Source organism: Streptomyces sp. sk2.1 (assembly GCF_008120935.1).
Taxonomy (GTDB): domain Bacteria; phylum Actinomycetota; class Actinomycetes; order Streptomycetales; family Streptomycetaceae; genus Streptomyces.
Genome location: NZ_RDBO01000076.1, coordinates 12,628 through 32,961 on the forward strand (window position 1 = coordinate 12,628; position 20,334 = coordinate 32,961).

Annotated in this window: 26 protein-coding genes; 4 read left to right on the forward strand and 22 right to left on the reverse strand. The window is 71.6% G+C overall.

The window, feature by feature from the left end:
* Window positions 1–83: 83 nt before the first annotated feature.
* Window positions 84–731, reverse strand: coding sequence for a class I SAM-dependent methyltransferase (locus EAO76_RS26860; protein ID WP_148838583.1), 648 nt, complete (start codon window positions 729–731; stop codon window positions 84–86).
* Entirely contained in the window at window positions 649–945 is a 297-nt protein-coding gene (locus EAO76_RS47735) for a hypothetical protein (RefSeq protein WP_351832620.1), read from the reverse strand. Before EAO76_RS47735 ends, EAO76_RS26860 begins: the two co-directional genes overlap by 83 nt.
* On the opposite strand from EAO76_RS47735, the gene EAO76_RS26870 reads away from it, so the two are divergent.
* Entirely contained in the window at window positions 934–1,140 is a 207-nt protein-coding gene (locus EAO76_RS26870) for a hypothetical protein (RefSeq protein ID WP_148838521.1), read from the forward strand. The two genes, EAO76_RS47735 and EAO76_RS26870, sit on opposite strands and share 12 nt — an antisense overlap.
* Before the next feature lie 25 nt (window positions 1,141–1,165).
* On the forward strand, window positions 1,166–1,522 hold the full coding sequence (locus EAO76_RS26875; protein ID WP_148838522.1) for a hypothetical protein: 357 nt from the start codon (window positions 1,166–1,168) through the stop codon (window positions 1,520–1,522).
* Between the two features lie 150 nt (window positions 1,523–1,672).
* Here the strand turns inward: EAO76_RS26875 and EAO76_RS26880 are convergent, their stop codons facing one another.
* The 4 genes from EAO76_RS26880 to EAO76_RS26895 form a co-directional block, all read right to left on the reverse strand.
* Window positions 1,673–2,041 carry a hypothetical protein gene (locus EAO76_RS26880; protein WP_262375775.1) on the reverse strand — a complete coding sequence of 123 codons (369 nt, stop codon included), beginning with the start codon at window positions 2,039–2,041 and terminating at the stop codon, window positions 1,673–1,675.
* Window positions 2,034–2,594 carry an RNA polymerase sigma factor gene (locus EAO76_RS26885; RefSeq protein ID WP_148838523.1) on the reverse strand — a complete coding sequence of 187 codons (561 nt, stop codon included), beginning with the start codon at window positions 2,592–2,594 and terminating at the stop codon, window positions 2,034–2,036. The genes EAO76_RS26880 and EAO76_RS26885 overlap by 8 nt, the downstream gene beginning before the upstream one ends.
* A 661-nt stretch (window positions 2,595–3,255) precedes the next feature.
* Complete coding sequence (locus EAO76_RS26890; RefSeq protein ID WP_148838524.1) at window positions 3,256–3,774, reverse strand: proline dehydrogenase; 519 nt, start codon at window positions 3,772–3,774, stop codon at window positions 3,256–3,258.
* Window positions 3,775–4,179: 405 nt separating this feature from the next.
* Window positions 4,180–5,190 (reverse strand): S1 RNA-binding domain-containing protein, encoded by a 1,011-nt coding sequence (locus tag EAO76_RS26895; RefSeq protein WP_262375776.1) that lies wholly within the window; start codon window positions 5,188–5,190, stop codon window positions 4,180–4,182.
* Window positions 5,191–5,228: 38 nt separating this feature from the next.
* On the opposite strand from EAO76_RS26895, the gene EAO76_RS26900 reads away from it, so the two are divergent.
* Window positions 5,229–5,591, forward strand: coding sequence for a hypothetical protein (locus tag EAO76_RS26900; RefSeq protein WP_148838525.1), 363 nt, complete (start codon window positions 5,229–5,231; stop codon window positions 5,589–5,591).
* 204 nt (window positions 5,592–5,795) lie between these two features.
* Here the strand turns inward: EAO76_RS26900 and EAO76_RS26905 are convergent, their stop codons facing one another.
* The 5 genes from EAO76_RS26905 to EAO76_RS26925 form a co-directional block, all read right to left on the reverse strand.
* On the reverse strand, window positions 5,796–6,530 hold the full coding sequence (locus tag EAO76_RS26905; protein ID WP_148838526.1) for a dienelactone hydrolase family protein: 735 nt from the start codon (window positions 6,528–6,530) through the stop codon (window positions 5,796–5,798).
* A 375-nt stretch (window positions 6,531–6,905) separates the two neighbouring features.
* The gene (locus EAO76_RS26910; RefSeq protein WP_316248376.1) at window positions 6,906–7,562 is read right to left on the reverse strand and encodes a GNAT family protein; all 657 of its coding nucleotides are present in this window, start codon (window positions 7,560–7,562) and stop codon (window positions 6,906–6,908) included.
* A gap of 56 nt (window positions 7,563–7,618) precedes the next feature.
* On the reverse strand, window positions 7,619–8,188 hold the full coding sequence (locus tag EAO76_RS26915) for a transcriptional regulator (protein WP_148838528.1): 570 nt from the start codon (window positions 8,186–8,188) through the stop codon (window positions 7,619–7,621).
* A complete protein-coding gene (locus EAO76_RS26920) occupies window positions 8,189–9,844 on the reverse strand; it encodes a helix-turn-helix transcriptional regulator (RefSeq protein WP_148838529.1) in 1,656 nt (551 codons plus the stop codon).
* 158 nt (window positions 9,845–10,002) lie between these two features.
* Window positions 10,003–10,335 carry a hypothetical protein gene (locus tag EAO76_RS26925; RefSeq protein WP_148838530.1) on the reverse strand — a complete coding sequence of 111 codons (333 nt, stop codon included), beginning with the start codon at window positions 10,333–10,335 and terminating at the stop codon, window positions 10,003–10,005.
* A 226-nt stretch (window positions 10,336–10,561) separates the two neighbouring features.
* Between EAO76_RS26925 and EAO76_RS26930 the strand changes: the two genes are divergently transcribed.
* On the forward strand, window positions 10,562–10,768 hold the full coding sequence (locus EAO76_RS26930) for a DUF5988 family protein (protein WP_148838531.1): 207 nt from the start codon (window positions 10,562–10,564) through the stop codon (window positions 10,766–10,768).
* 220 nt (window positions 10,769–10,988) lie between these two features.
* Here the strand turns inward: EAO76_RS26930 and EAO76_RS26935 are convergent, their stop codons facing one another.
* From EAO76_RS26935 to EAO76_RS26985, 11 genes are all read right to left on the reverse strand, one after another.
* Entirely contained in the window at window positions 10,989–11,576 is a 588-nt protein-coding gene (locus EAO76_RS26935) for a TetR/AcrR family transcriptional regulator (RefSeq protein ID WP_148838532.1), read from the reverse strand.
* A 364-nt stretch (window positions 11,577–11,940) separates the two neighbouring features.
* Window positions 11,941–12,525: a DUF1772 domain-containing protein gene (locus EAO76_RS26940; protein WP_148838533.1), complete on the reverse strand. Its 585-nt coding sequence runs from the start codon at window positions 12,523–12,525 to the stop codon at window positions 11,941–11,943.
* A 252-nt stretch (window positions 12,526–12,777) separates the two neighbouring features.
* Window positions 12,778–13,470, reverse strand: coding sequence for an indole-3-glycerol-phosphate synthase (locus tag EAO76_RS26945; RefSeq protein WP_148838534.1), 693 nt, complete (start codon window positions 13,468–13,470; stop codon window positions 12,778–12,780).
* Entirely contained in the window at window positions 13,467–14,183 is a 717-nt protein-coding gene (locus EAO76_RS26950) for an N-(5'-phosphoribosyl)anthranilate isomerase (RefSeq protein ID WP_148838535.1), read from the reverse strand. The genes EAO76_RS26945 and EAO76_RS26950 overlap by 4 nt, the downstream gene beginning before the upstream one ends.
* A complete protein-coding gene (locus EAO76_RS26955) occupies window positions 14,180–15,325 on the reverse strand; it encodes an acyl-CoA dehydrogenase family protein (protein WP_148838536.1) in 1,146 nt (381 codons plus the stop codon). The genes EAO76_RS26950 and EAO76_RS26955 overlap by 4 nt, the downstream gene beginning before the upstream one ends.
* A gap of 27 nt (window positions 15,326–15,352) precedes the next feature.
* Window positions 15,353–15,727, reverse strand: a complete 375-nt coding sequence (locus EAO76_RS26960) for an ectoine synthase (RefSeq protein ID WP_148838537.1) — start codon at window positions 15,725–15,727, stop codon at window positions 15,353–15,355.
* A 3-nt stretch (window positions 15,728–15,730) separates the two neighbouring features.
* Window positions 15,731–16,567 carry a tryptophan synthase subunit alpha gene (trpA, locus tag EAO76_RS26965; protein WP_148838538.1) on the reverse strand — a complete coding sequence of 279 codons (837 nt, stop codon included), beginning with the start codon at window positions 16,565–16,567 and terminating at the stop codon, window positions 15,731–15,733.
* Complete coding sequence (locus EAO76_RS26970; RefSeq protein WP_148838539.1) at window positions 16,560–17,639, reverse strand: anthranilate phosphoribosyltransferase; 1,080 nt, start codon at window positions 17,637–17,639, stop codon at window positions 16,560–16,562. Before EAO76_RS26970 ends, trpA begins: the two co-directional genes overlap by 8 nt.
* A gap of 2 nt (window positions 17,640–17,641) precedes the next feature.
* On the reverse strand, window positions 17,642–17,899 hold the full coding sequence (locus tag EAO76_RS26975) for a phosphopantetheine-binding protein (protein ID WP_148838540.1): 258 nt from the start codon (window positions 17,897–17,899) through the stop codon (window positions 17,642–17,644).
* Entirely contained in the window at window positions 17,896–19,413 is a 1,518-nt protein-coding gene (locus tag EAO76_RS26980; protein WP_148838585.1) for an AMP-binding protein, read from the reverse strand. The genes EAO76_RS26975 and EAO76_RS26980 overlap by 4 nt, the downstream gene beginning before the upstream one ends.
* Window positions 19,410–20,270 (reverse strand): MaoC family dehydratase, encoded by an 861-nt coding sequence (locus EAO76_RS26985; RefSeq protein WP_148838586.1) that lies wholly within the window; start codon window positions 20,268–20,270, stop codon window positions 19,410–19,412. The genes EAO76_RS26980 and EAO76_RS26985 overlap by 4 nt, the downstream gene beginning before the upstream one ends.
* Between the last annotated feature and the right edge of the window lie 64 nt (window positions 20,271–20,334).

Genomic DNA, 20,334 nt, shown 5'->3' on the forward strand with positions numbered 1-20,334 from the left:
CCCGGTACCCCGGGGCCCCGTACGAGGTCCCCGCCCCGCACGGGGTCCGGTGGAAGGGCCGTCGGGCCGGGTGCGAGCGGGCGTCAGGCGTGTTCGGCCCGGCGCATCAGCAGATGGCCCCGGCGGAACCGCTCCCCCTCCTGCGGTTCGCGCAGCATCCGGCCGATCTCGACGAATCCGGCTTCGCGGGCCATGGCCGCGAGGTCGTCGAGCGGCCACCGGTAGGCCGTCGTCACCTTGTGGTCGAACGCCGTGACCGGTTCGCCCGCCGACTCGAAGAAGCCCAGCAGGAGGTGGCCGCCGGGCGCGAGCACCCGGCGGAACTCGGCGAAGTACGGGGGCACGTCCCGCGGCGGGGTGTGGATGAGCGAGTACCAGGACACGGCGCCGTTCAACGCTCCGTCGGCCAGGTCCAGGGCGTTCATGGAGCCGACCTCGAACCGCAGGTCCGGGTACGTCTCGCGGGCGAGGTCGATCATCACCGGCGACAGGTCGATGCCGAAGACGTCCAGCCCCGAGTCCCGCAGGTGAGCGGTGAGGTACCCGGGGCCGCACCCCAGCTCGGCGACGGGTCCGCCGCCCGCGGTCGTCACGAGTTCGGCGAACGTGGCGAGGATCGAGCGGTCCAGCGGGAGGCCGGCGAGCGAGTCACGGGCGAGTTCGGCGTAGAGGACGGCCACGGTGTCGTAGGCGTCCGCGGTCGTGTTCAGGTACGAGGAGAGTTCGGTCACGAACGAGGACACTAGATCTTTCCTCCTCGCGTCCGCGAGCGCCCTGTCGGACAGACCGCGGAACGGGTTCCGGCGTGCGCGCCCAGTCCCGGCGGGGCAGCCGGGCCGGTGCGCCCAGGATCTGGTCCCGGGCGGCCGCGGCCGCCGCGGCGTGATGGCTCCCGGGACGGTCCTCGCGCATGAAGCCGTGCGCCTCCCCCGCGTGGACGTGCAGCTCGTGCCGGACACCGGTTTCCCGGAGCCGCTGCCGTTCGTCGGTGGTGACATGGAACGTGAATCGTGGCCGAACGGCTCAACGGCCAAGGCCGTACGGATCATTCCCCCGGGCCCCACCGATTACGGTACGCATCAGGAAGAACGCCCGGCACGACGAGAACACGAGCACGAACACGAGCAGGGACACGGATGAGGACGAGGACGAGGATGTCGAAGCGATGAGGACGCGAGCCCTGAGATTCGGTCTGTACGCGGACGAGCAGGGGCTGGCGTGGGTCCAGGGGCTCGTCGACGCGGCCGCGGGTTCCCGGAGCGCCCGGATCGTGGACAGGGCGGTGGTGCACGACTTTCCCGGGAGCGGGCTGACGACCGCCGACGCGTACGACCATCTGACGGAGCAGTGGGCCTGGGAGAACCCCGGCCTGGACGGCGGCGCGCGGGAGGCGGTCGAGCTGCGCGTCCGCCTGGTGTGTTCCCTGCGGACCTGGCGGGCGATCCGCAGGACGGTGATCAGAACGTTGTGTCCGGCGGGCACGGCGCCCCACGTCTGCCGCGTTCCCTGGGCCGCGGCCTGAGGGCCGTCCCGTGATCCCGGCGGGTGCACGACGGCGCCCCGGCCCTTCCGACCCGGCTCGGAAGGGCCGACGGCTTCCGGCACCGGGTGGGTGGCGCCGCGCGGGTGGCATCGCGCCGTGAGCGGCGTCGTATCGCGCGGGGTTCGCCGTCTACCGGCCCGGCGCGACGGGCTCGCGAGGCGGGACGCCGTCCGGTTCTGCCGCCCGGAATCGCACGATGCCGTCCCCGTACGACCCGGCGGACCCGGTGGACCCGGCGGGCCGGGCGACGGACAGCTCGCAGCGGCCGTCCACGCACGAACGTCGCAACCGCCCCTTCGAGACGGTCTGCAACAACCCGATCGTCCAGCACGTGGGGCACCCGCGCAGTGCGAGCAGCCCCACCGGCACGAGCAGGAGTGCGGCCGGTCCGACCGCCGGGATGAGCAGGACCGAACCGGCCAGGGCGCCGAACCCCAGCCCGCCGCGTGCCAGGTGCCGGGACAGCGAAGCACTGGCAAAATCCTGACGATCAGTCATGAAAGGCCCCCTGGGCGGAATCAGGTGTCTCCTGCAGCGCCCGGCGAACCGTCGTACGGGCGCGGTGCAGCCGCGACTTCATCGCGGCGGTGCTGAGGCCGAGCGCGTCGGCGACCATCCGCCCGCTGTGACCCTGGATGTCCCGCATGATCAGCACGCGTCGCTGGTCGGCGGGCAGGTCGGCGATGGCCGCCGCCACCCGGTCCGCTTCCAGTCGCTGCAACACCTCGTCCTCGAACGAGGGCACGGCGGTGTCCGGAACCGGCCCGTGACTGCGCAGTCTCAACCGCGCCCGCCGCAGGCACTCGTTGCGCACGATCCGGAACATCCACGACGCCAGCGCACCGGAGGCCCGCAGCATCCCGATCTTGCGGTACAGGATGATCAGCGCTTCCTGCGCGGCGTCCTCGGCGTCCTGGGGCGAGGCGCACAGGGAGTACGCGAACCGCTGCACGTGCGGGTGCGAGCCCGACACCAGAGCGGCCGCGGCCTCGACGTCGCCCTCCTTCGCCGCGACGATCAACTGCTCGCCGGGCCAGGTGAAGTCAGCCATGCGAGCGCCCCCGCCGACGTCGTACGGCGACACTGCACGCGCAGATGAGTACGGCCCCGACAATGACGGCACCAATGATCACGGCAAACCTCCGGTTCCTGTGCCGACGCTGTTGTCCGCACAGGGACAAGAGGCGCGACCACCGTCAAAGGATTCACCACGGCAGCGACATCACGATGTCCATCCCGAGGATCTGCCCGGCTCCCACGACAACGGGCGGCGCCGGCGCCCCGGTTCCCGCGGAGACCTGCGCGGGAAGCCACCTGGCCGGGGAAAACGCGACTTCGACATGGCTCGCCGAGGCAGCTGCCTTCATCTGGCCTCCGGTGGTCGCCCACGTTCGCCCGGAGGACTCCTCCGGGCCGGGCCACCCGCGACGGGACGAATCTGCACGTCACACGAATCCTCGCCCATGCGCAGGCCACCGACCGGGTCCGCACCAGGAAACCCCGGTCAGGAAGAGAAGCATGTCCCGTCGGGCCCGAGCACGCCCCGGACAGCACGCCCCTGACGAGCCGTCGACGGGCGAGGGCCGCCGAGTCGCGGGCTCTGGACCGGCAGCATGCGGAACGGCTGGACCCGTCTCCCCCGCGTACCGAAGAAATCCGCCCCCGTGATCGACTCCCCGGTCCGGCACCGGGGCGCTGTCCGTGTGGAGCGGTCAGTCCGGGCGGCCAAGAACGTCTCCGGCTGCCGAGCGGAAGCTCTTCACGGCCTGGTAGAGGCCGTGCTCCCGCTCGGCAGCGAGGTCGATGTCCGCCGCCCTGCGAGAGGTGTCCCCCGCGTGAGCGTTCCTCACCATCCGCTGCATCACGTCGGAAAGGTCCCCGGATGCTCGGGCCACGTCGTCGGTTGCCCTCACCATGGAAGACGGCCCTTCGATGATGACGATTTCCGCCGCGCGGTGCACTTCGCGTGCCAGAGCGATGAAGCGTCGCACCTTCTCGTCGACGTCCCGCAGGTCGGGGTCGTCCGGCCGGAGCGCGTCAAGAATGGCGTCCATGGCCACGTCGCGGTCGTGCAGAGCGCTGAGGTAGCCCGCATAGGCATCCCTGCGATGCTGCCTGCGCCACTGGTTGAACTGTGAGCGCGCCGCCACGCGCCCATTCACGATTGCCGCGCCGAGAGTGGCGAGAGAGCCGACAACGGCACCGAGAACTGCGGCCAGTCCAGCGTCCATGGGCACATTCTGCCGTTGCTTCACCGCAGTCCGGAAAAGGGCCTGCGGTCCGGTCCGAATCATCGGCATATGCGTCCGTGACCTGGGCCGGGGCACCGCGATCGCGCGCATGCGCGCCCGTCTCCCCCGCGTCCTCAAGGCAAAGAGATCGCGGCGACGACTTTCTCCCGCGAGACGGTTCGCGTCCGGCAGTGCGCGGCCGGGGCACCGTCCCGGTGCTCCGGCCGGAAGGTGTTGCCCTCGCGAAAAGACGCTACGGGCTGCTGCGGGGCGCCCGCATCGGCCCGCGCGGGCGAACACCCGGTTCCAGCTCACACGCCCCTGCGCGAACTCCTCCGTCAGCACGGCGACGCCCTCGTCGAGAAGACCCGTCGAGAAGATCGGATCGGGCACCGGCATGCCCATTCACCAGGTTCTGTCCGCTCCGTCAACGGCACTCAGTCGCACCCGGTGACGCTGGAGGTCGACCTCGGCGACCTTCACCGTGATCGGCTCGCCTTCGTCGACGAGCTGATCCGGAGTCACGGTCGGCTCGTCGGTCAGCTCCGAGAGGTGGAGGAACCCCACGACGTCGGGAGCGAGTTGCACGAACACGCCGGAAGGAACGATCTCGGTGATCGGCCCGGTGAGGATTTGTCCGGCCCGATCCGCGAACCGGATGAGCGGGTCTTCCCGCAGGGCCTTCAACGAGAGCGTGACCTGGCCGGAGCGCGTCTCAGCGATGATCACCTCTGCGGTGATCCGCCGGCCGACCTCGACGGCTTCGGAGGGGTGACCGATCCAGCCCCAGGTCAGGTCCGGCACCCGGATGAAGCCGGTGCACAGGCCGTCCGGTTCGCCGTCGATGTGAACGAAGACCCCGAAGTCGTGAACCGCGGAGACCGTCCCGGCGACGACCTGCCCCCGTTCGAACCCGAGGAGGAAGGACCGCAGGGCCGGATTCTCGCACGCCCTGGCGGAGAGATGGAGCCGGCCCCCGCGCCAACGCCCGAGCTCTTCGGCATCGATCTCCTGGCCGACCTCGAACAGCTCGGCCGGGTGCTCCACCCGGCCCATCGACGCTTCCTGCCGAGGAATCCGACCGGTCTCGGTCGCCCCTCCCTCAGCGTCCACGAGCCGCACCAGGACGTCCGCTCCGTCGAACCCGGTGACCTTCACCGTTCTCACGGCCCCTGGCAGGAGATGGTCGATCAAGGACTGCATGCGAGGGTCAGGGGCCGGCTCGGACATGGAGGCGAGCGTAGTCGACGCCGACCGCACCGGTTCCAGCTCTCGTGACCGGGTTCCGGCCGGCGCGTCACGGCTCGACCAGTGTGCCGAGGCTCGGTGGTCGTCACCGACGGCACCGCATAGGCTGCGCGGAAGCCAGGCCGAAGCAGCCGGACTTCCACCAGAGAGGCGCTGGAGTTGTCGCACACAGCCGATCGTCGGTCCTCCCGTCGCCGGGGCGCGGTGTGACGCGCGACGACCTCATCGCCATGCTCCGCGAACAGACCCCGGCGTGCGGGCCCGCACGCAACGCCTTGATCGCCGGGGCCGACTTCGTCGTCTGGGACGGCCTGGTCCCGGCCAACCGGCACGCGGGCGTCTTCCGGACTCGAATGCGCCGTTCCTTGAAGCGTGGCCGCACGGTCGACGGTCTGGCCGACAGCGTCGACATCCTTCGACGAGCCGGGGAAGAGCCGCTCCGCACCGGATCCATCGACGCGGTGGACAGGTCGTTCTGGTTCACGATCTTCCTGAACTCCACGGCGACGGCAGTGGTGGCCTGCTTCGGCGGACGCCGACCCATCACCATGGAGTCGGCCGACCTGTAGCGCCGAGACCGTCAGACGGTGGGCCGCCGACGAGCCGGGGCGCCAGGACGTTCGCGACCGCGGAGGCTCGGGGTTCGCGAACGACCTGGCTCTTGCGGAAGTCCCGTTCGGGGCGGAAACGGCCACGGCCACGGGGACATCGGTACGACCCGCCATGCCGGTGACCGGTCACGGCCGTTTCGGGCCCGGTTTCCGGCCGGAGCCTCAGCGGTCGGCCAGGGTGCGGTCCAGGAGGGGGAGCAGGCGCTCCCAGTGGCGCTCCAGTCCGGAAGCGCTGAAAGCGTCGGTGTCGGACATGGTGAAGCCGTGGACGGTGCCGGGGTAGATCTCGGAGGTGTGGCTGACACCTGCGGCGTCCAGGGCCTGGTTGAGCTCGTCGAGGGCCTCGGGGGTCAGGTCGCCCTCGGCATGGCCGAGATGGACCTGGGCGGTGATCCCGGAGAAGAGGTCGGGCCCGTCGGCACCCACGGGGCCGTGGAACGCGGCGACGACCGCCACCTGGTCGGGGTGGGCCGCGGCGGTGCGCATCGCGTAGAGGCCGCCCATGCAGTAGCCGGTCACCGCGACCGGACCGGCGCTCACCTCGGGCCGGGTGGTGAGGAACCCGAGGTAGGCGTCGGCGTCGCTCAGGACACGTTCGGTGGTGTGTGCCTCGATCAGGGGCATCAACCGGGCGAGGATCGCGGGCCGGGCCTCTTCCCCGATGTGCTCGGGCAGTTCGACCACCGGGGCCGGGCCGTGCCGGTGGAAGAGGTTGGGGACGAGCACGTAGTACCCGTGCCCGGCCAGTTCGCGGGCCATCTCCCGCAGCACGGGCCGGATGCCGAAGCCGTCCGCGTACATCAGCACCCCCGGGTGCTGCTCGCCGCGATCGGGGAAGGCGGCGAAGGCGTCGGCCCGGCCGTCCGCGGTGGGAATCCGCAACGTCATGGTGGGCATGTTTTCTCCTGTCGTGATCGATGTGCAGAACCTGTGATCGACACGACGGAGGCGGAGCCCGCGCGACAGCGCAGGAGCCTCGGACGAAGAGCGGGCCCGGAACGGCCCGTACGGCGCTCAGAGGAGCACCGGGTCACCGATCCGTGTGTGGCGCAAGGCCGTCCCGGTAGTCATGGTCGCACAGCGTAGCCCACCGGGCATGAGCCGACGCCGGCACTCCGGTCCGGGCGGATGCCTCGATCGGATTGCGCCGAAGTGCGGTGGTCGGCACCGGAGAAGACCGCGGAACTGCGGGTTCTGCGGATTCGGCGCACGGTGGGTGACACCTGCGCGGCACGTCGCCTGTCACCGGTCGCGGGATCAGCAGGGTTGCCGTCACGGCCTCGCTTCGTCTCCGGCCCGCCGACTCGGTCCCCGTCGGACCGATGGCCCGCTGCTGGGACCGAACCGTTCCAGGGGCTCGTCCGGGACGATGTCGTCGCGGAGCACGCTGTAGCGCACGACGTCCCGCCACTGCCCGCCCCGGAACAAGGTGCTGCGCAGCACGCCCTCACGGACGAAGCCGGACTTCTCCAGTGCGCGCTGCTCGGCGATGTTCTCCGCCTCGGTGTCCGCCTCGATCCTGACCACGGGAGTGTGTGCGAACAGGTGGTGCACCAGCAGCCGCTGTGCCTGCGTGCCGACACCACGGCCCCGGCAACCCGGCAGCAACTGGGCCCCGACGTTCCAGCAGTACGAGCTCCGCGAGGTCACGACCTTCCGCCAGGCCACAACGCCGAGCCGACCGGTGCCGTCTTCCACCATCAGCCGACCGCCGTCATCACCCAGCAGGCCGTCCTGCTCCCACCGGCGCCGCCAGCGCCGCGGATCCGACCAGCCCATCCATTGGAACGGCCCGGCCGCCTCAGGATCCGTCAGGAACCGCTCGAGCACCGGCAGGTCGTCCTCTGCCACTGGACGCAGTATCACGGGATCATCGCTCATCCCATCACCGTAGCCCCACCGAAAGCCCATCGGACGTCGACCGGGCATCGACCGGACATCGGTCATGGGATCGGGACGCGGAATTCGAGCCCCTGCGGCTCGGTCTACGCGGCGAAGCCGATGTTGGTGACGTACTCGTACTGTCCCCACTGCGACCCCAGGTCGACGATCGTGTCCCCCCACGCCTCGTCGAGGCCCTGGTGGTCGCCGGATGCCCAGGAGCCGACGATGCGGTCCCAGCGGCGTACGTTCATCGTGCGGTACTCCACCACCCGCTGGAGCGGCCTGGCGACCTGTGACTGGTTGAGGGGATGGATCTCCACCCGGGTGCCACCGCCTGCGTTCAGGCGGGCGAGGAGGTGCCGGGCCACGTTCTGGCGGCGCACCCGGCGGTAGGCGAGGTCGATGCGTTCGAGGTTGGCGCGCGTCGGCCGGCGCCTCTCGTCGAGCCAGGCCCTGAGGGTGCGGTCGGTGACGGTCAGGCCGGCTTCCCTGGCCGCCCTGCGGCTGTGGTCGGTCCTCGTGAGGTAGTGCAGGCGCGCCATCAGGCCGCGCTTCACCGTCACGGGGGTGACGATGCCGCCCGACAGCTCGTCCAGTTTGCGCGCGACGGCTTCGCTGCCCTTGATGCCCCGGGCGCCGAACTTCCCGAAGTCGATGGTCCTCTCGGGCATCTACTCCCCCTCTCCCGACAGGTCTCCGGTTTCATCCATGTCCCCGGTTTCGCCGGTGTCCCCGGTTTCACCGGTTTCACCGCTGCCCGCGGTGTAGACGTCCTTCGTCTTGACCTCGGTGACTCCCCGGCCCTCGGGGAAGACCCGGTGCCAGTCGCCGATGACGTGGAGCTCGTCCGTGCCCATCGCGCGTACGACGGTGAGGCCCTCGTCGTGTGCCTTGAGGGCCTTCAGCCAGAGGTTGGAGAACGCCTGGCTGCGGATGATGTGCATCCAGTCGGGGCGGTAGAGCTCCCGGTTGTAGTTGGACTCCCCCATCGTGGAGACGAACTTCGAGTACATCGCCTTCACGTACTCCAGTGTCACCTCGTCATCGGCGGCGATCGCCGCGTCCCGGGCGTCCTTGAGGACGACGCGGAACTTCTCCAGCAGGTTCTCCGTCGCGCCGGACGTGTAGGACTCGTGGATCTCGGGGGGCGCGCACAGGGCGTGCCTCGGGCCGGAGAGGCGCAGCAGGAGGCGCAGGGTCGGTTCGGTGACCCACAGCGGGCCGGGCTCGTCCCGGTTGCCGATCGGGTTGGGGAGCACCGCTTCGTGTTCCCACTCGGGCGGGGTGATCAGGTGGACACCGGCGCGGCGGCGGTCGTGGGGCAGTCCGGCGGTGTGCTCCAGCTGCCCGAGCGGCAGGTGCGTCTTGAGGGCGGAGAGGTAGGCGCCGTTGATGTCGAGCGCGGTCACCTCGTGGCGGCCCGGCGGCAGTTCGCGGCGGGTCCACTTCGGACGGGCCTCCCACACCTGGTCGGCGCCGCGGGAGGTCTGCTTGCGCAGGATGTCCGGGATCCACGGGTGCGCGACGATGTCGTACCGGGCGCCCTTGCGGGTCTCGTCCAGCAGCCGCATCGCGTCCGGGATCGCCCGCTTCAGCAGCGCGGCGAGGGCCGCGTCGATGTCGCCCCGGTGTTCGTCGAGCGCGGCCCGGACCGCCTCACCGATCAGGTCGCCGGGCCCGTGGGGTTCCTGGAACGCTCGCCCGGCCGGGCCCGTGGGGCGCCCGGGACGGTGCGCCCCGCTCCGTCCCCGCGACGCCGCTGCCTCCGCCTCCGGGGCCGGTGCGGACGGTTCCGGGGCCGGTGCGGACGGTACGGGGGTGGCGGCCGGCGAGGATTCCCGCGCGGGGCCGGGCCGTGTCCCGGGGGTGGTGGCGGACCGGCAGTCGGCCGGGTCCAGGTGCTGGGCGAAGCCCGCCACGCGGTGCCCGGCCGGTGAACCGCACAGTACGCACGGCTCGGGGACGGCCAGGGACTCCACGTCGTCCTCGGACTCGTCCTCAGCCGGAGGTGGAGGTGAGGTCGAGAGTGAGGGCGAAGGTGAAGGTGAGGACGAGGGTGAGGCCAGGGGCTCGGTGCCGGGTCCGGCCGGGAACTTGGCGGCCAGTCCGTCCAGCAGGTACGCGTACCTCTTCCGGGTCTCGTCCACCGGGTCCCGGCCGTTCTCCCAGCCGCCGACCGTGCTCGGGCTCACGCCGAGCGTGCGGGCCACCTGCGCCTTGGAGAGCCTGGCCCGCTCCCGCAGTTCCCGTCGTACGTCCGGCGGCGGGAGCTCGGCCTGTGGGCCGACGGCCGCGAGCAGCGCGTCGATCGCGTCGAAGTCGCTCACCGGAGTCGCCCCTTCCGTACCGTCGCCCCGGTCCTTTCCCTGGGTGTGCGCCCGGCGGCCGGGTGGGGGGAGCGGGTGCCCGTTCCGGTGTCGGCCATGGCCGTGGGCCTCTTTTCGTCGTGCGGTGGTGCCTGGAGCAGGAGCGTCATGGGGCCGCGTCAGATGTAGGTGACGGGGTTGCGGGACAGGTGCGGGCTCCCGGTGGGGTGGCCGACGCGGGGGTCGTCCCGCAGGAGCTCGCCCTCGAGAGCGTAGCGGTCACCGTGCTTGGAGATGCCGATGATCCTCGCGACCGCGAGGACGGTGCCCTCGGCGTTGATGATCTGCGCCTCGTCCTGCGACAGGGCCCGGTCGGCGTTGAACTTCCAGATGCCGCGTCCGGCCTCCCACGCCTCGTCCTCGCTCATGCCCCGGCGCCACCCGAGGGTCGTCCGCATCAGGCGGTCGTCCGCGTCCGCGGCGCGTTCGGCACCGATCCGGATCTGCAGCATCCGTCCGCCTCCGCGAGGTCCGGGGTCCAGGGGATTTCGAAGATACTGTTCAACTTGTTGCGAAGTTAGCATCCGGCCGACCCCGCAACAAACCCGACCGGCTCCGGGTCGCCGACGGTGACGTCGGCGGGCGCACGCGCGCCGTCGGAGTGGGACGGGGCGCGTGACGGCGCCCCCATCGGCGCGTCTCGAAGGGGCCGGACCGCCCGCTGGGGACACTCTGACCATGACCGAAGCACTGAAAGCAGCCCTTGAGGGCGGCCCCGACGACCTTCCCGACCGCATCGTCCCCCTCACCGGCCCCGGGCCCGACGTCAAGGTCCCGTTCCGCGGCGGATACGAACACTTCAGGGCCACGACGCGCCATCAGGAGACCGCCGAGGGGCGGCTGCCCGTCTACGAGTGGTGGGAGCGCACGGAGATCCCCGGCTGAGAGCCCGAGCGGAAATCCGGGCAGGAGTCCGGGCGGGTGTCCGGACAGGAGTCCGGGCGGGCACCGGCCCCGAAGCATCGGCCTCGAAGTCACCGGCCCCGAGGACCGGGTGCCCCGTCGAAGCACCGGGGCGCCCGGGCGCCCATGCCACCCCGGGCACCCGTACCGCCCGCACCGCCCGCCGCACTCGCGACTCCCGCAGCGCGGGAACGGCCGTCGCTCAGGCGGTCTCCCGCGCCCCGTGCGCGAGCAGCCGCTCGCACAGCTCGTCGATCAGCTCGCCCGCCGAGCCCATGAGGACGTCGGGCACCATGAGGTCGTCCACGATCATGCCGTGCACCGCGAGGTACATCAGGGTCACCGCGACGCGGTCGCCGGGCAGGCCCGCCTCCTCGTGGAAGCGGATGTTGTCCTCCAGCGTCGCGCGGAGGCGCTTGTTGAGCTCGGCGCCCAGTTCGGGCCGGCGCACGCCCTCCAGACGCAGCTCCATCATGGCCAGGTAGCTGCTGCGGTCCGCCTCCATGCGCTCGTGGACCTGGCGCAGCAGGAGGGCGACCAGTTCGGGGGAGGCCGGGGCCTTCATGGTCTCGGCGAGCTCCTCCGGGTCCGGCGTCAGTCGCTCGCCGGTGCGTTCCATGATCTGCCGCAGCAACTCGGCGCGGTTGGCGAAGTAGTTGGAGGAGGTGCCGACCGGCACCCCGGCCCCGGCGTCCACGGCCCGCAGGGTCAGTCCGCGCGACCCCTCCCGGGCCAGTACTTCGATGGCCGCGTCGAGCAATGCGGCCCTGCGCGCCGGGTTCTGACGCATGGAAACCTCCCAAGGACGTTGACACCACTTCAAGTGAAGTACTACATTCAAAGCACTCCACAGGGAGTACATCGCAACGACACATGGGAGTCAACATGCGAGCTCGCACGACCGCCCTGCGTGGTTCCAGCACCTTCACCGAGTTCAACCGCGGCGGGCGCAACCCCCAGCCGCTGAAGCCCCGGTCCGTCCCCCGTCCCCGACCGCTCCCCAAGCCCGGCACCCGACGGTGACGGGGGCGGGTCGATGACGGCCTCGGCCTGTGGCCCCGGTGCGAACGGGGCCGAAGAGAACGACGACGAACGGCGTGGCCCGAAGGCCACGCCGTTCGTCGTCGTACGGGGCCTTCGGCCCGGAGTTCCGTTCAGACCGCGGGTGTGGCGCGGCCGTGGAGCTTCAGGCCGTGCGCCAGGCAGCCCAGGGCCGCGGTGCACAACAGGGTGCGCATGATGTTGGTCGCCTCCCAGGTCCCCTTGAACTTGTCGACGATCGACAGGTCCGTGGCCTTCACCGGGTTGCCGATCGCGGCGAGTTCGTTGTTCAGGGGGATGTTGACGGAGAACGTCACCAGCAGCGCCACCACGTAGAGACCGGCGGCGATCCCCGCCCACAGGGCGACCTCGCGGTGCCCCTTGCGGTACTCCAGTACGGCGACGGCCACCGTCACGGCGAGCGCGCCGAGGAAGACGAGCACGAACAGGCCGCTGGTGTCGATCACCTCGTTGAAGTTCTGCATGGCCTGCGCGTACACCGGGTCGTCGGTGCGGGCGAGGCCGGGCATGACCGACACGTCGTAGGCGAAGAACAGACCGGCCATCAACCCGACGGTGATGACGGACAGCATCAGCAGGATGCCCGCGGCCTTGCCCTGCCTGGCCGGCGGCGTCTGCGGCGGAAGCGGCGCACCGGGGCCGGGAGCGTTGTGGGGAGAGTACGGATTGGCGGTCATCGAAGCGTCCTCACTGTGGACTTCGGCCGATCGCTCGGCGCGCGAGCGGGAGAGAGCATAGACGCCGCGCACGGAGCGCGGCCAGGTGGTTTCGATCCGTTGCCGAGCGGTCGTCGAGCGTCCCTCCCCGGCCCCTTGAGCGGGAGGGCCGGGAGCGGGCACGGGGCGGAGAGGGCTCCACCGGTCCTCCGGCGGACCCCGAGGGATCCGCGGCCCGGGTCGGGCCGTCACAGGTCTCCGCCCCTCCCCCACTCACCCCGTGGGCAGGCGGTGCGGGGACGTCGGCCAGGCGTGCAGGTCGGTGGCGCGCAGCAGTGCGGTGCCGATCAGCAGGCCCCGGTACCCGGCGGCCAGCAGCCGGGCGGCCTTCTCCGGGCTGTCGATGGCGCTGGCGCTGACCGGGCAGGGGGTGCCCGCGGCCCGCAGCGCGGGCAGCAGGTCGAGGCTGCGGCCGATGTCGCCGGCGTCCCGCTCGCGCGCGGTGATGTCCTTGTTGTTGACGGCGATCACGCATTCGTCGGCGTGCGGGACCAGCTCCAGTTCCGCCTCGTCGGTGATCTCCACGAACGGGGTCAGCCCGGTGCGCAGCGCGGTCTCGACCAGGGTGCGCATGCTCGACGCGGGCAGCAGTGCGGCGGTGAGCAGGACGGCCGAGGCGCCGAGTTCCCCGGCTGCGGCGATCTGGTCGCGCCGGGTGATGAAGTCCTTCTGGAGCAGGGGGAGTTCGGTGAGCCGGGCGACGTCCCTGAGCAGTTCGGTCGTGCCCGCGAACCAGCGGCCGGTCACCACCGAGATGCAGGGTGCGCCCGCCGCCTCGTAGGCGGCGACGATGTCCGCGGGGGTGCGGCCCGCGATGAGGTCGATGCCGTGGGCGTCCCGTCGCTTCACCTCCATGATCAGCGGGCGCTCGGCGGTCAGCAGGGCCTCGACGAAGCGGGAGGTCATGGGTGCTCCTTCGGGTACGGGACGGGGTGCCGGGCGGTCCGCCAGGCACGGGCCAGGGCGGTCACCGCGTCCGCGTCGAAACGGCCCCGTGCGTCACGGGCCGCGGTGTCCACGTCGATACCGTGGAAGCGCGGATGGTCCGCGACGGCGGCGCGGTCGGTCCTGCTGTGCGGGGTGATGCCGCCGGCCAGCCAGAACGGCAGTGCGAACCGTTCGGCCAGGGCCAGCACATCGGACTCGGCCAGGCGCAGCCCGGTGCTGCCGACCCGGCCGTCCCCGGCCGTCGCGTCCAGCAGGAACAGATCGGTGCCCGCCCGTTCGTACGCGCCGATCAACGGGCGTTCCAGGCAGTTGCCGTCCCGCACGTGCAGGACCTTGATCAGTACGGCGTCGGGCAGTGCCGCGCGCAACGCCCTTACGAATGCCGGTGGTTGGTAGGCGTGCAGTTGCAGCCGGGACACCCCGGCGCGGCGCGCGGCACCGGCCAGGGCGTCGGGGTCGTCGAGGAAGGTGACCAGGACGGGTTCGAGTACGCCGGTGGCGCGGGCCGCCGCCGCGAGGGCGGTCAGCTCGCGCTCCGGCAGATCGGCCGGGCCGCCGGGTACGCCGTGCCAGAGTCCGACACGGTCGGCACCGGCGGCCGCCAGTACCTCGATGTCCTGCGGGGCCGTGGCCCCGCAGACCTTGAGCACCGGTGCGGGTGCCTCGGTCATTTGCCCAGTCCCAGCATCGAGGCGATCCGGTTGTACTGGATCTCGTTGGTGCCCGAGTAGATCGTGCCGCCCACCGCGTTGCGGACGTCCTGTTCGAGCCCGTACTCGGTCATGTAGCCGTGTCCTCCGAAGATCTGGACGGCGGTGATGCTGCTGGCCAGATTGGATTCACTGGTGAGCAGCTTGGCGATGGCCAGGTCCGTGGTGACGTTCTCGCCGGCGACGAGCCGTTCCGCGGTGTCGTAGAGCCATTTCCGTGCCGTCTCCAGGCCGATCTTGGTGTCGACGATCTTGTTGGCGATCGACTGGTACGAGCCGATCGGCTGTCCGAAGGACTTGCGGGTCTTCGCGTACTCCACGATGCGTTCCAGGCGGTGTCGCATCTCGCCGGCGTTGACGATGAAGGAGAACAGGATCTCCCGCTTCATCACGTGGTCGAGGACGATGAATCCGCCCCCCACCCGGCCCAGGACCCGGTCCCGGGGCACCCGGCACCCGTCGAAGTACAGCTCGCTCAGCGGCGAGGTGCGCAGACCCATCTTCTTGACCGGTTCGCCGATCGTCAGGCCCGGGGTGCCGCGGTCCACCAGGAACGCGGTGACACCGAGCGCCCCGCCGTCGGGACGGGTCCGGGCGTACACCACGAACACGTCGGCGACGGGGCCGTTGCTGACGAACGTCTTGCCACCGGTCAGGACGTAGTGATCGCCGTCCCGCTCCGCGCGCGTGGTCATCGCCATCGCGTCGGAGCCGCCTTCCGCCTCGGTGATGGCGTGGGCACCGATCATCTCGCCGGAGCAGATCAGGGGCAGATACCTCTCCTTCTGTTCGGGGGTGCCGAACTTCTCCAGGGGGACGCCGGTGCTGGCCAGGGTGGTCGTCACCGAGAAGCTCAGTCCGGCGTCGCGGCAGTGCTCGCCGAGTCCTTCGAGCACGTACATGGTGGTGAGGAGCGACTGGCCGAGGCCGCCGTACCGCTCCTCGAAGGGCAGGGCGAGGATGCCCGTCTTCTGCACGAGCTTCCACTTGTCCCAGGAGAACGCGGCGCGCTCGTCCTGTTCCAGGTGGTCGGCGCTGAGCGCCTCACCCCACCGTGCCAGGCCTTCCCGCAGGTCGGCCTGGTCGGTGTTCCATCGGATCACTGGGAACCGCCTTCATAGGTGCTTTCTTCAGTACGCGGAGGACACGTGCGCGTCGAGGCTGTGCACCTCGTCGCCCTGGAGCGCCGGGCTGAAGACGCAGACGAGCCGGAGGTCCTCGTGCGGGCTCGCCACCAGGTAGTGGGCGTCGTGCTTGTCGAGCGCGTACAGGACGCCGGGGGTGATCGGGTGCGAGGTGCCGTCGAGTTCGACCACCTCGCCGGAGCCCGCGATGCAGTAGCAGGATTCGAGGTGGTTGCGGTACTCCAGGCGGGACTTGGTACCGGCCCGGACGACCGTGTCCGTGAGGGAGTAGCCGACGCCGTCCGAGGCCAGCAGGAAGCGGCGGCTCAGACCGTTGCCCCACTCGACGGTCTTCACGTCCTCGATGTCACGAATGATCATTGCTCAACTCCTGTTTCTGTCGGGTGCGGTGGCGCCGACGGCCTGCCGCACGGGCTGGACGGACCGGACGAAGTCGCGGAAGCCGGTGACCGGATCGCCGCCCTCGTCGAGGGCGCGCTCGATCCGTTCGACGCCTGCGGAGCCGATGATCACGGCATCGGCCCCGCAGGCGTGGACGGCCGCCACGTCGTCGCGGGTCCTGACCCCGAAGCCGACGGCTATCGGGGACGCTGTACGGGCCCGGAGCGCGGCGACGGTGCCGGCCAGCGCGGTGTGTCCCGCAGCGGGGGCGGTGCCGCTGCGTCCGTAGTGGGCCACGAGGTAGAGGTAGGCGGAGGCGTGGGCCGCGGCCCGGTCCATGGTCGCCGCGGAGCTGTTCTGGTAGCAGGTGGTCACGACGGGCAGTCCGGCGTCGCGGGCCGCCGCGTGGTAGGCGGTGCCCAGCCGCGGCGGCAGGGCGTGGACGAGGAGTCCGTCCGCGCCACTCGCGGCGATGTCGCGGGTGGCGTCCGCCAGGTCCCGGTGCTTGAGGGAGTGGCTCCAGTCGGTGAGCAGGGCGATGCGCAGCCGGTGCAGCCGGGGACGGACGCGGGCGATGAACTCCAGTACGCCTTCGAGGTCGGTGCCACGGTCCAGGGCGCGGCGCGCGGAGCGCCGGATGACCGGTCCGTCGGTGACGGAGTCGGGGAAGGGGACGGCGAGTTCCAGGCAGTCGACGCCCTCCTCGTCGAGCATGGGGACGAGGTCCTCCAGGACGTCGAGGGGCGGGTCGCCCGCGTTGAGGAACAGGGCGAGGCCGGGGCCGGTGCCGTTGTGGTCGCGTACGAAGAAGTCAGCCATGGCGTGCCCCCGCTCCGGCTCCGATTCCAGCTCCTGCTCCGGCTCCGGCTCCGGCCGGGGCGGTCCGGGTCCGCATCCGTTCGGCCAGTTCGCGGGCCGCGCCGCCGGCGACGGCGCGTTCGGCGGCCGCGAACGCGGGTCGCCAGCCGGTGATGTGGCCGCTCGCCACCGCGAGCGCGGCGGCGTTGAGGCAGAGGGTCCGGGTTACGGTGGCGGTGGTGTCGCCGTCGAGCACGTCCAGGAAGTGGCCTGCCGCGGCGGTGGCCGCGACGGGGCGCAGCTCGTCGAACGACCCTTCCTGACCGGCCAGTTGACCGGCCTTGAGCAGGATCTCCCGGTCGTCGGGGTCGTTGGTGTGGATGGTGTTGTCGGTGAAGGGCAGGAGTTCGTCGGCCCCCTCGGGGTTCGTGGTCAGCCAGATCCGCCGGTCCGTCACCCGGTCCGCCAGGGCCCGCAGCGCGGCGTGGGGCATGGTGTGCGAGACGCCGGTGACCTGGGCGGCGGTGGGCAGGTCCGCGAGGAAGGGGCCGAGCGCGTTGAGGAAGCGGCCGAAGGGTTTCATGCCGGTCGGAGCGATGGTGCGGGCCAGCCGGGCCAGTTCGACCGGGTAGACGAAGGGTCCGGTGAAGGCGATCCCGTACTGGTCCAGGGCCCGTTCGGTCTGCTCGTACGAGGCGGTCGGCCGTACGCCGAGGCGTTCGAGCAGGTCGACCGAGCCGAGGCCGGAGGTGTAGGCGCGCGAACCGGACTTGACGACCCGCACGCCCATGGCCGCCGCGACGAACGCGGACGCCGTGGAGATGTTGAAGGTGGCCGGGCCGCCGCCGGTGCCGACGACGTTGACGGTGCCGTGCCAGTGGCCGGCGGGTACGGCGGGCCGCCGTTCGAGGAGGGATTCCCGCAGGGCGTGCAGGGTCTCGGGGCCGGGGAGCCGGGTGGTCAGTGAGGCCAGCAGGGCGACGGCCTGCTCCTTGTCCAGCGAGCCGTCGCCGAGCCGGTCCCACAGTGACCGCCAGGTCTCGCGCTCGGCCACCGGACGCCGTGCGAGCAGCCCGGTGAGCGCGTCGTGCATGGCTAGCCGGTCACCCCCTGGCGGGAGTCCGCGATGAACGCGTCGATCGCCGCCACGCTGCGGAAGTTGTTGGGGTCGAGGTCGGCGTCGCCGACGGCGAGTTCGAAGTGGTCCTCGACCCAGGCGATCAGTTTCAGTACGCCGAGGCTGTCGATGACGCCGTCCGAGAGGAGGTCGTGGTCGTCGGCGAGCTCGTGGGTGCCGAGGTCGGGCAGGAACTCGTCGATGACGAACCTCTTGATGGTGGTGGTGTGACTCATGACGTCCTTCCTTCGTTCGTGACTGCTGGGCGCCGCTCGGCGGGACGGTCGAGCGCGTTGCGGTCGACCTTTCCCGTGGAGGTCTTGGGGAGCGGTTCGTCGGTGATCCGCAGGACGGTGGGGACGGCCGCCCCGGGCAGGCCGCGGGCGCAGTGCTCCTTGAGCTGGAGGCTGTTGAGCCCGGTGCCGGGGGCGCGGCGGACCCCCGCGACGAGGGTGCGGCCGGTGAGCGGGTCGGGCCGGGCGACGACGCCCGCCTCCAGCACGGCGGGGTGGCGCAGCAGCACCTGTTCGATCTCGGCCGTGTTGACGGCGACGCCGCGCACCTTGACCTGGAAGTCGGCGCGGCCGGTGAGGTGGAGCCGGCCGTCGGTGTCGCGGCGCACCAGGTCGCCGGTGCGGAACCAGGGCCGGTCGTCGAGGCCGAGCGGATGGCCGGTGAACTTGCCGCGGTGGCGGGTGGGGTCGAGGTAGCCGGGCGCCTGGAAGGGGGTGGAGACGTACAGCTCGCCGGAGCCGGGGCCCTCGACGGGGGCACCGCGGTCGTCGAGCACGAGGGCCCGGACGCCGGGCAGCGGGAGGCCGACGGGGACGGGCGGGAACGCGGTGGTGCCGGTGTCGACCTCGTGGATGAAGCTGTCGTTGGTCTCGGTGCAGCCGTAGACGTTGTACAGCCGCGCGTTCGGGAAGAGCCGGGGCAGCTCGGCGAGGGTGCGGTCGGGCACGGCGTCGCCGGTGAACAGGACGTGCCGTACGGAGGGCAGGGCGGTCCCGGTCCGGCGGGCGGCGTCGGCGAGCAGTCCGTACAGCATCGGTACGGCCTGGACGATGTCCGCCTCGTGCCGTGCCACCAGGTCCAGGACGCGTCGGCCGTCGGCGGCGATCGCCGGGTCGACGAGGACGACCCGGCCGCCGTGCGCGAGTGTCGTCCAGACGTCGAACAGGCACAGGTCGAAGTTGAGCGGTGCGTGGTTGAGGACGGTGGTGCCGGGGCCGATGCCGAAGGCCGGGCCGGCCCAGCCGGTGAACCGGTCCACGGCACCGCGGCCCAGCGGAACGATCTTGGGCAGTCCGGTGGAGCCGGAGGTGGTGAGCATGAAGGCGGTGTCGGCGGGCAGCGGGAGCGGTTCGGCGGTGCCCGGCGGCAGGACGCGTTCCGGTTCGCCGCGGGGGGCGAGGACGTGCCGGCAGCCGGCCTGGGCGAACAGTTCGGCGAGCTGGGCGTCGGCGAGCGCCGGGGACGGCAGCAGGAAGGGCCGTCCGGTGAGCAGGCAGGCCAGGACGAGGGCGATGGTGCCGGGTGACTTGGGGGCGAGGACGCCGACGGGTTCGCCGGGGGCGAGGGAGAGGCGGGCGAGGCGTTCGCGTTCGCGGTCGGCCGTCTCGTACAGCGTGCGGTACGTCGTCTCCTCGCCGTGCTGGAGGAGCGCGGGTGCGTCGGGGCGCTCGCGGACGTGGGTGAGGAAGCCGGTGAGGAGTTCGTCGGCCGGGGGCCTCGGGGGCGTGTCAGTCATGGGGGGCCGTCTCCTTCCGGTGCGGGGGCGATCTCGGCCAGGCCGGCCTTGACCGCGATTCCTCCGGCGGTGCGGCAGGCGAACCGCACGACGGTGCGGTCGGCGTCGGGCCGGAGGGTGATGTCGAGCGGTTCGTCCGGGGGGACGGGGGCGGAGAACCGGCCGCTGACGGCACGGATGCGGGCGATGTCGCCGTGCGCGTACCGGTCGGCGATCTCCTCGCAGACCAGGGCGACGACGCTCATGCCGTGGGCGATGACGTTCTCGAAGCCGGCGGCGCGGGCGGCGGCGGCGTCGAGGTGGATGGGGTTGAGGTCGCCGGAGGCGTGGGCGTAGGCGCGGATGCCTTCCGGGGTCAACTCGTGGGTGGCGGTGGCCGGTTCGCCGGGCGGTCCGGCGGGGGCCGGGGCGCTCCCCTGGGGGATCTCGCCGAACGGTTCGATGCCGTTCGCGCCCACGAGGAGGGCTCCGGTGACCAGTTCGGCGAATTCGGTGCCGTCGTGGCCGGTGAGCCGGGTGCGTACGGCGACCCGGGTGCCGCGCGGTTCGCGCCGGGCGCCGAGCACGTCGAGCGCGATGCCGACGCTCTCGCCGGGCCGTACCGGCCGCCGCAGCCGGATGTCCTGTCCGAGGTGGACGACCGATGCCTCCTGTCCCGCGATCAGTGACCGCACGGTGCGGTCGGCCTCCGCGTGGGCGAGCACGAAGGCGTGCACGGGCGACGCCTGGTCGTTCGCGGCCGGGGGCAGTCCCGCGCGGGCGGCGGCCCGGTAGGCGGTGATCTCCTCGGTGGTGGCGGTGCGTTCGGCGGTGCGCGGGGGCTCGGCGGTGCGCGGGGTCCCGGCCGTCGTCGTCATGCCGGCACCACCACCAGCGAGGCGTTGTGTCCGCCGAAGCCGAAGGAGTTCGACAGGGCGGGGC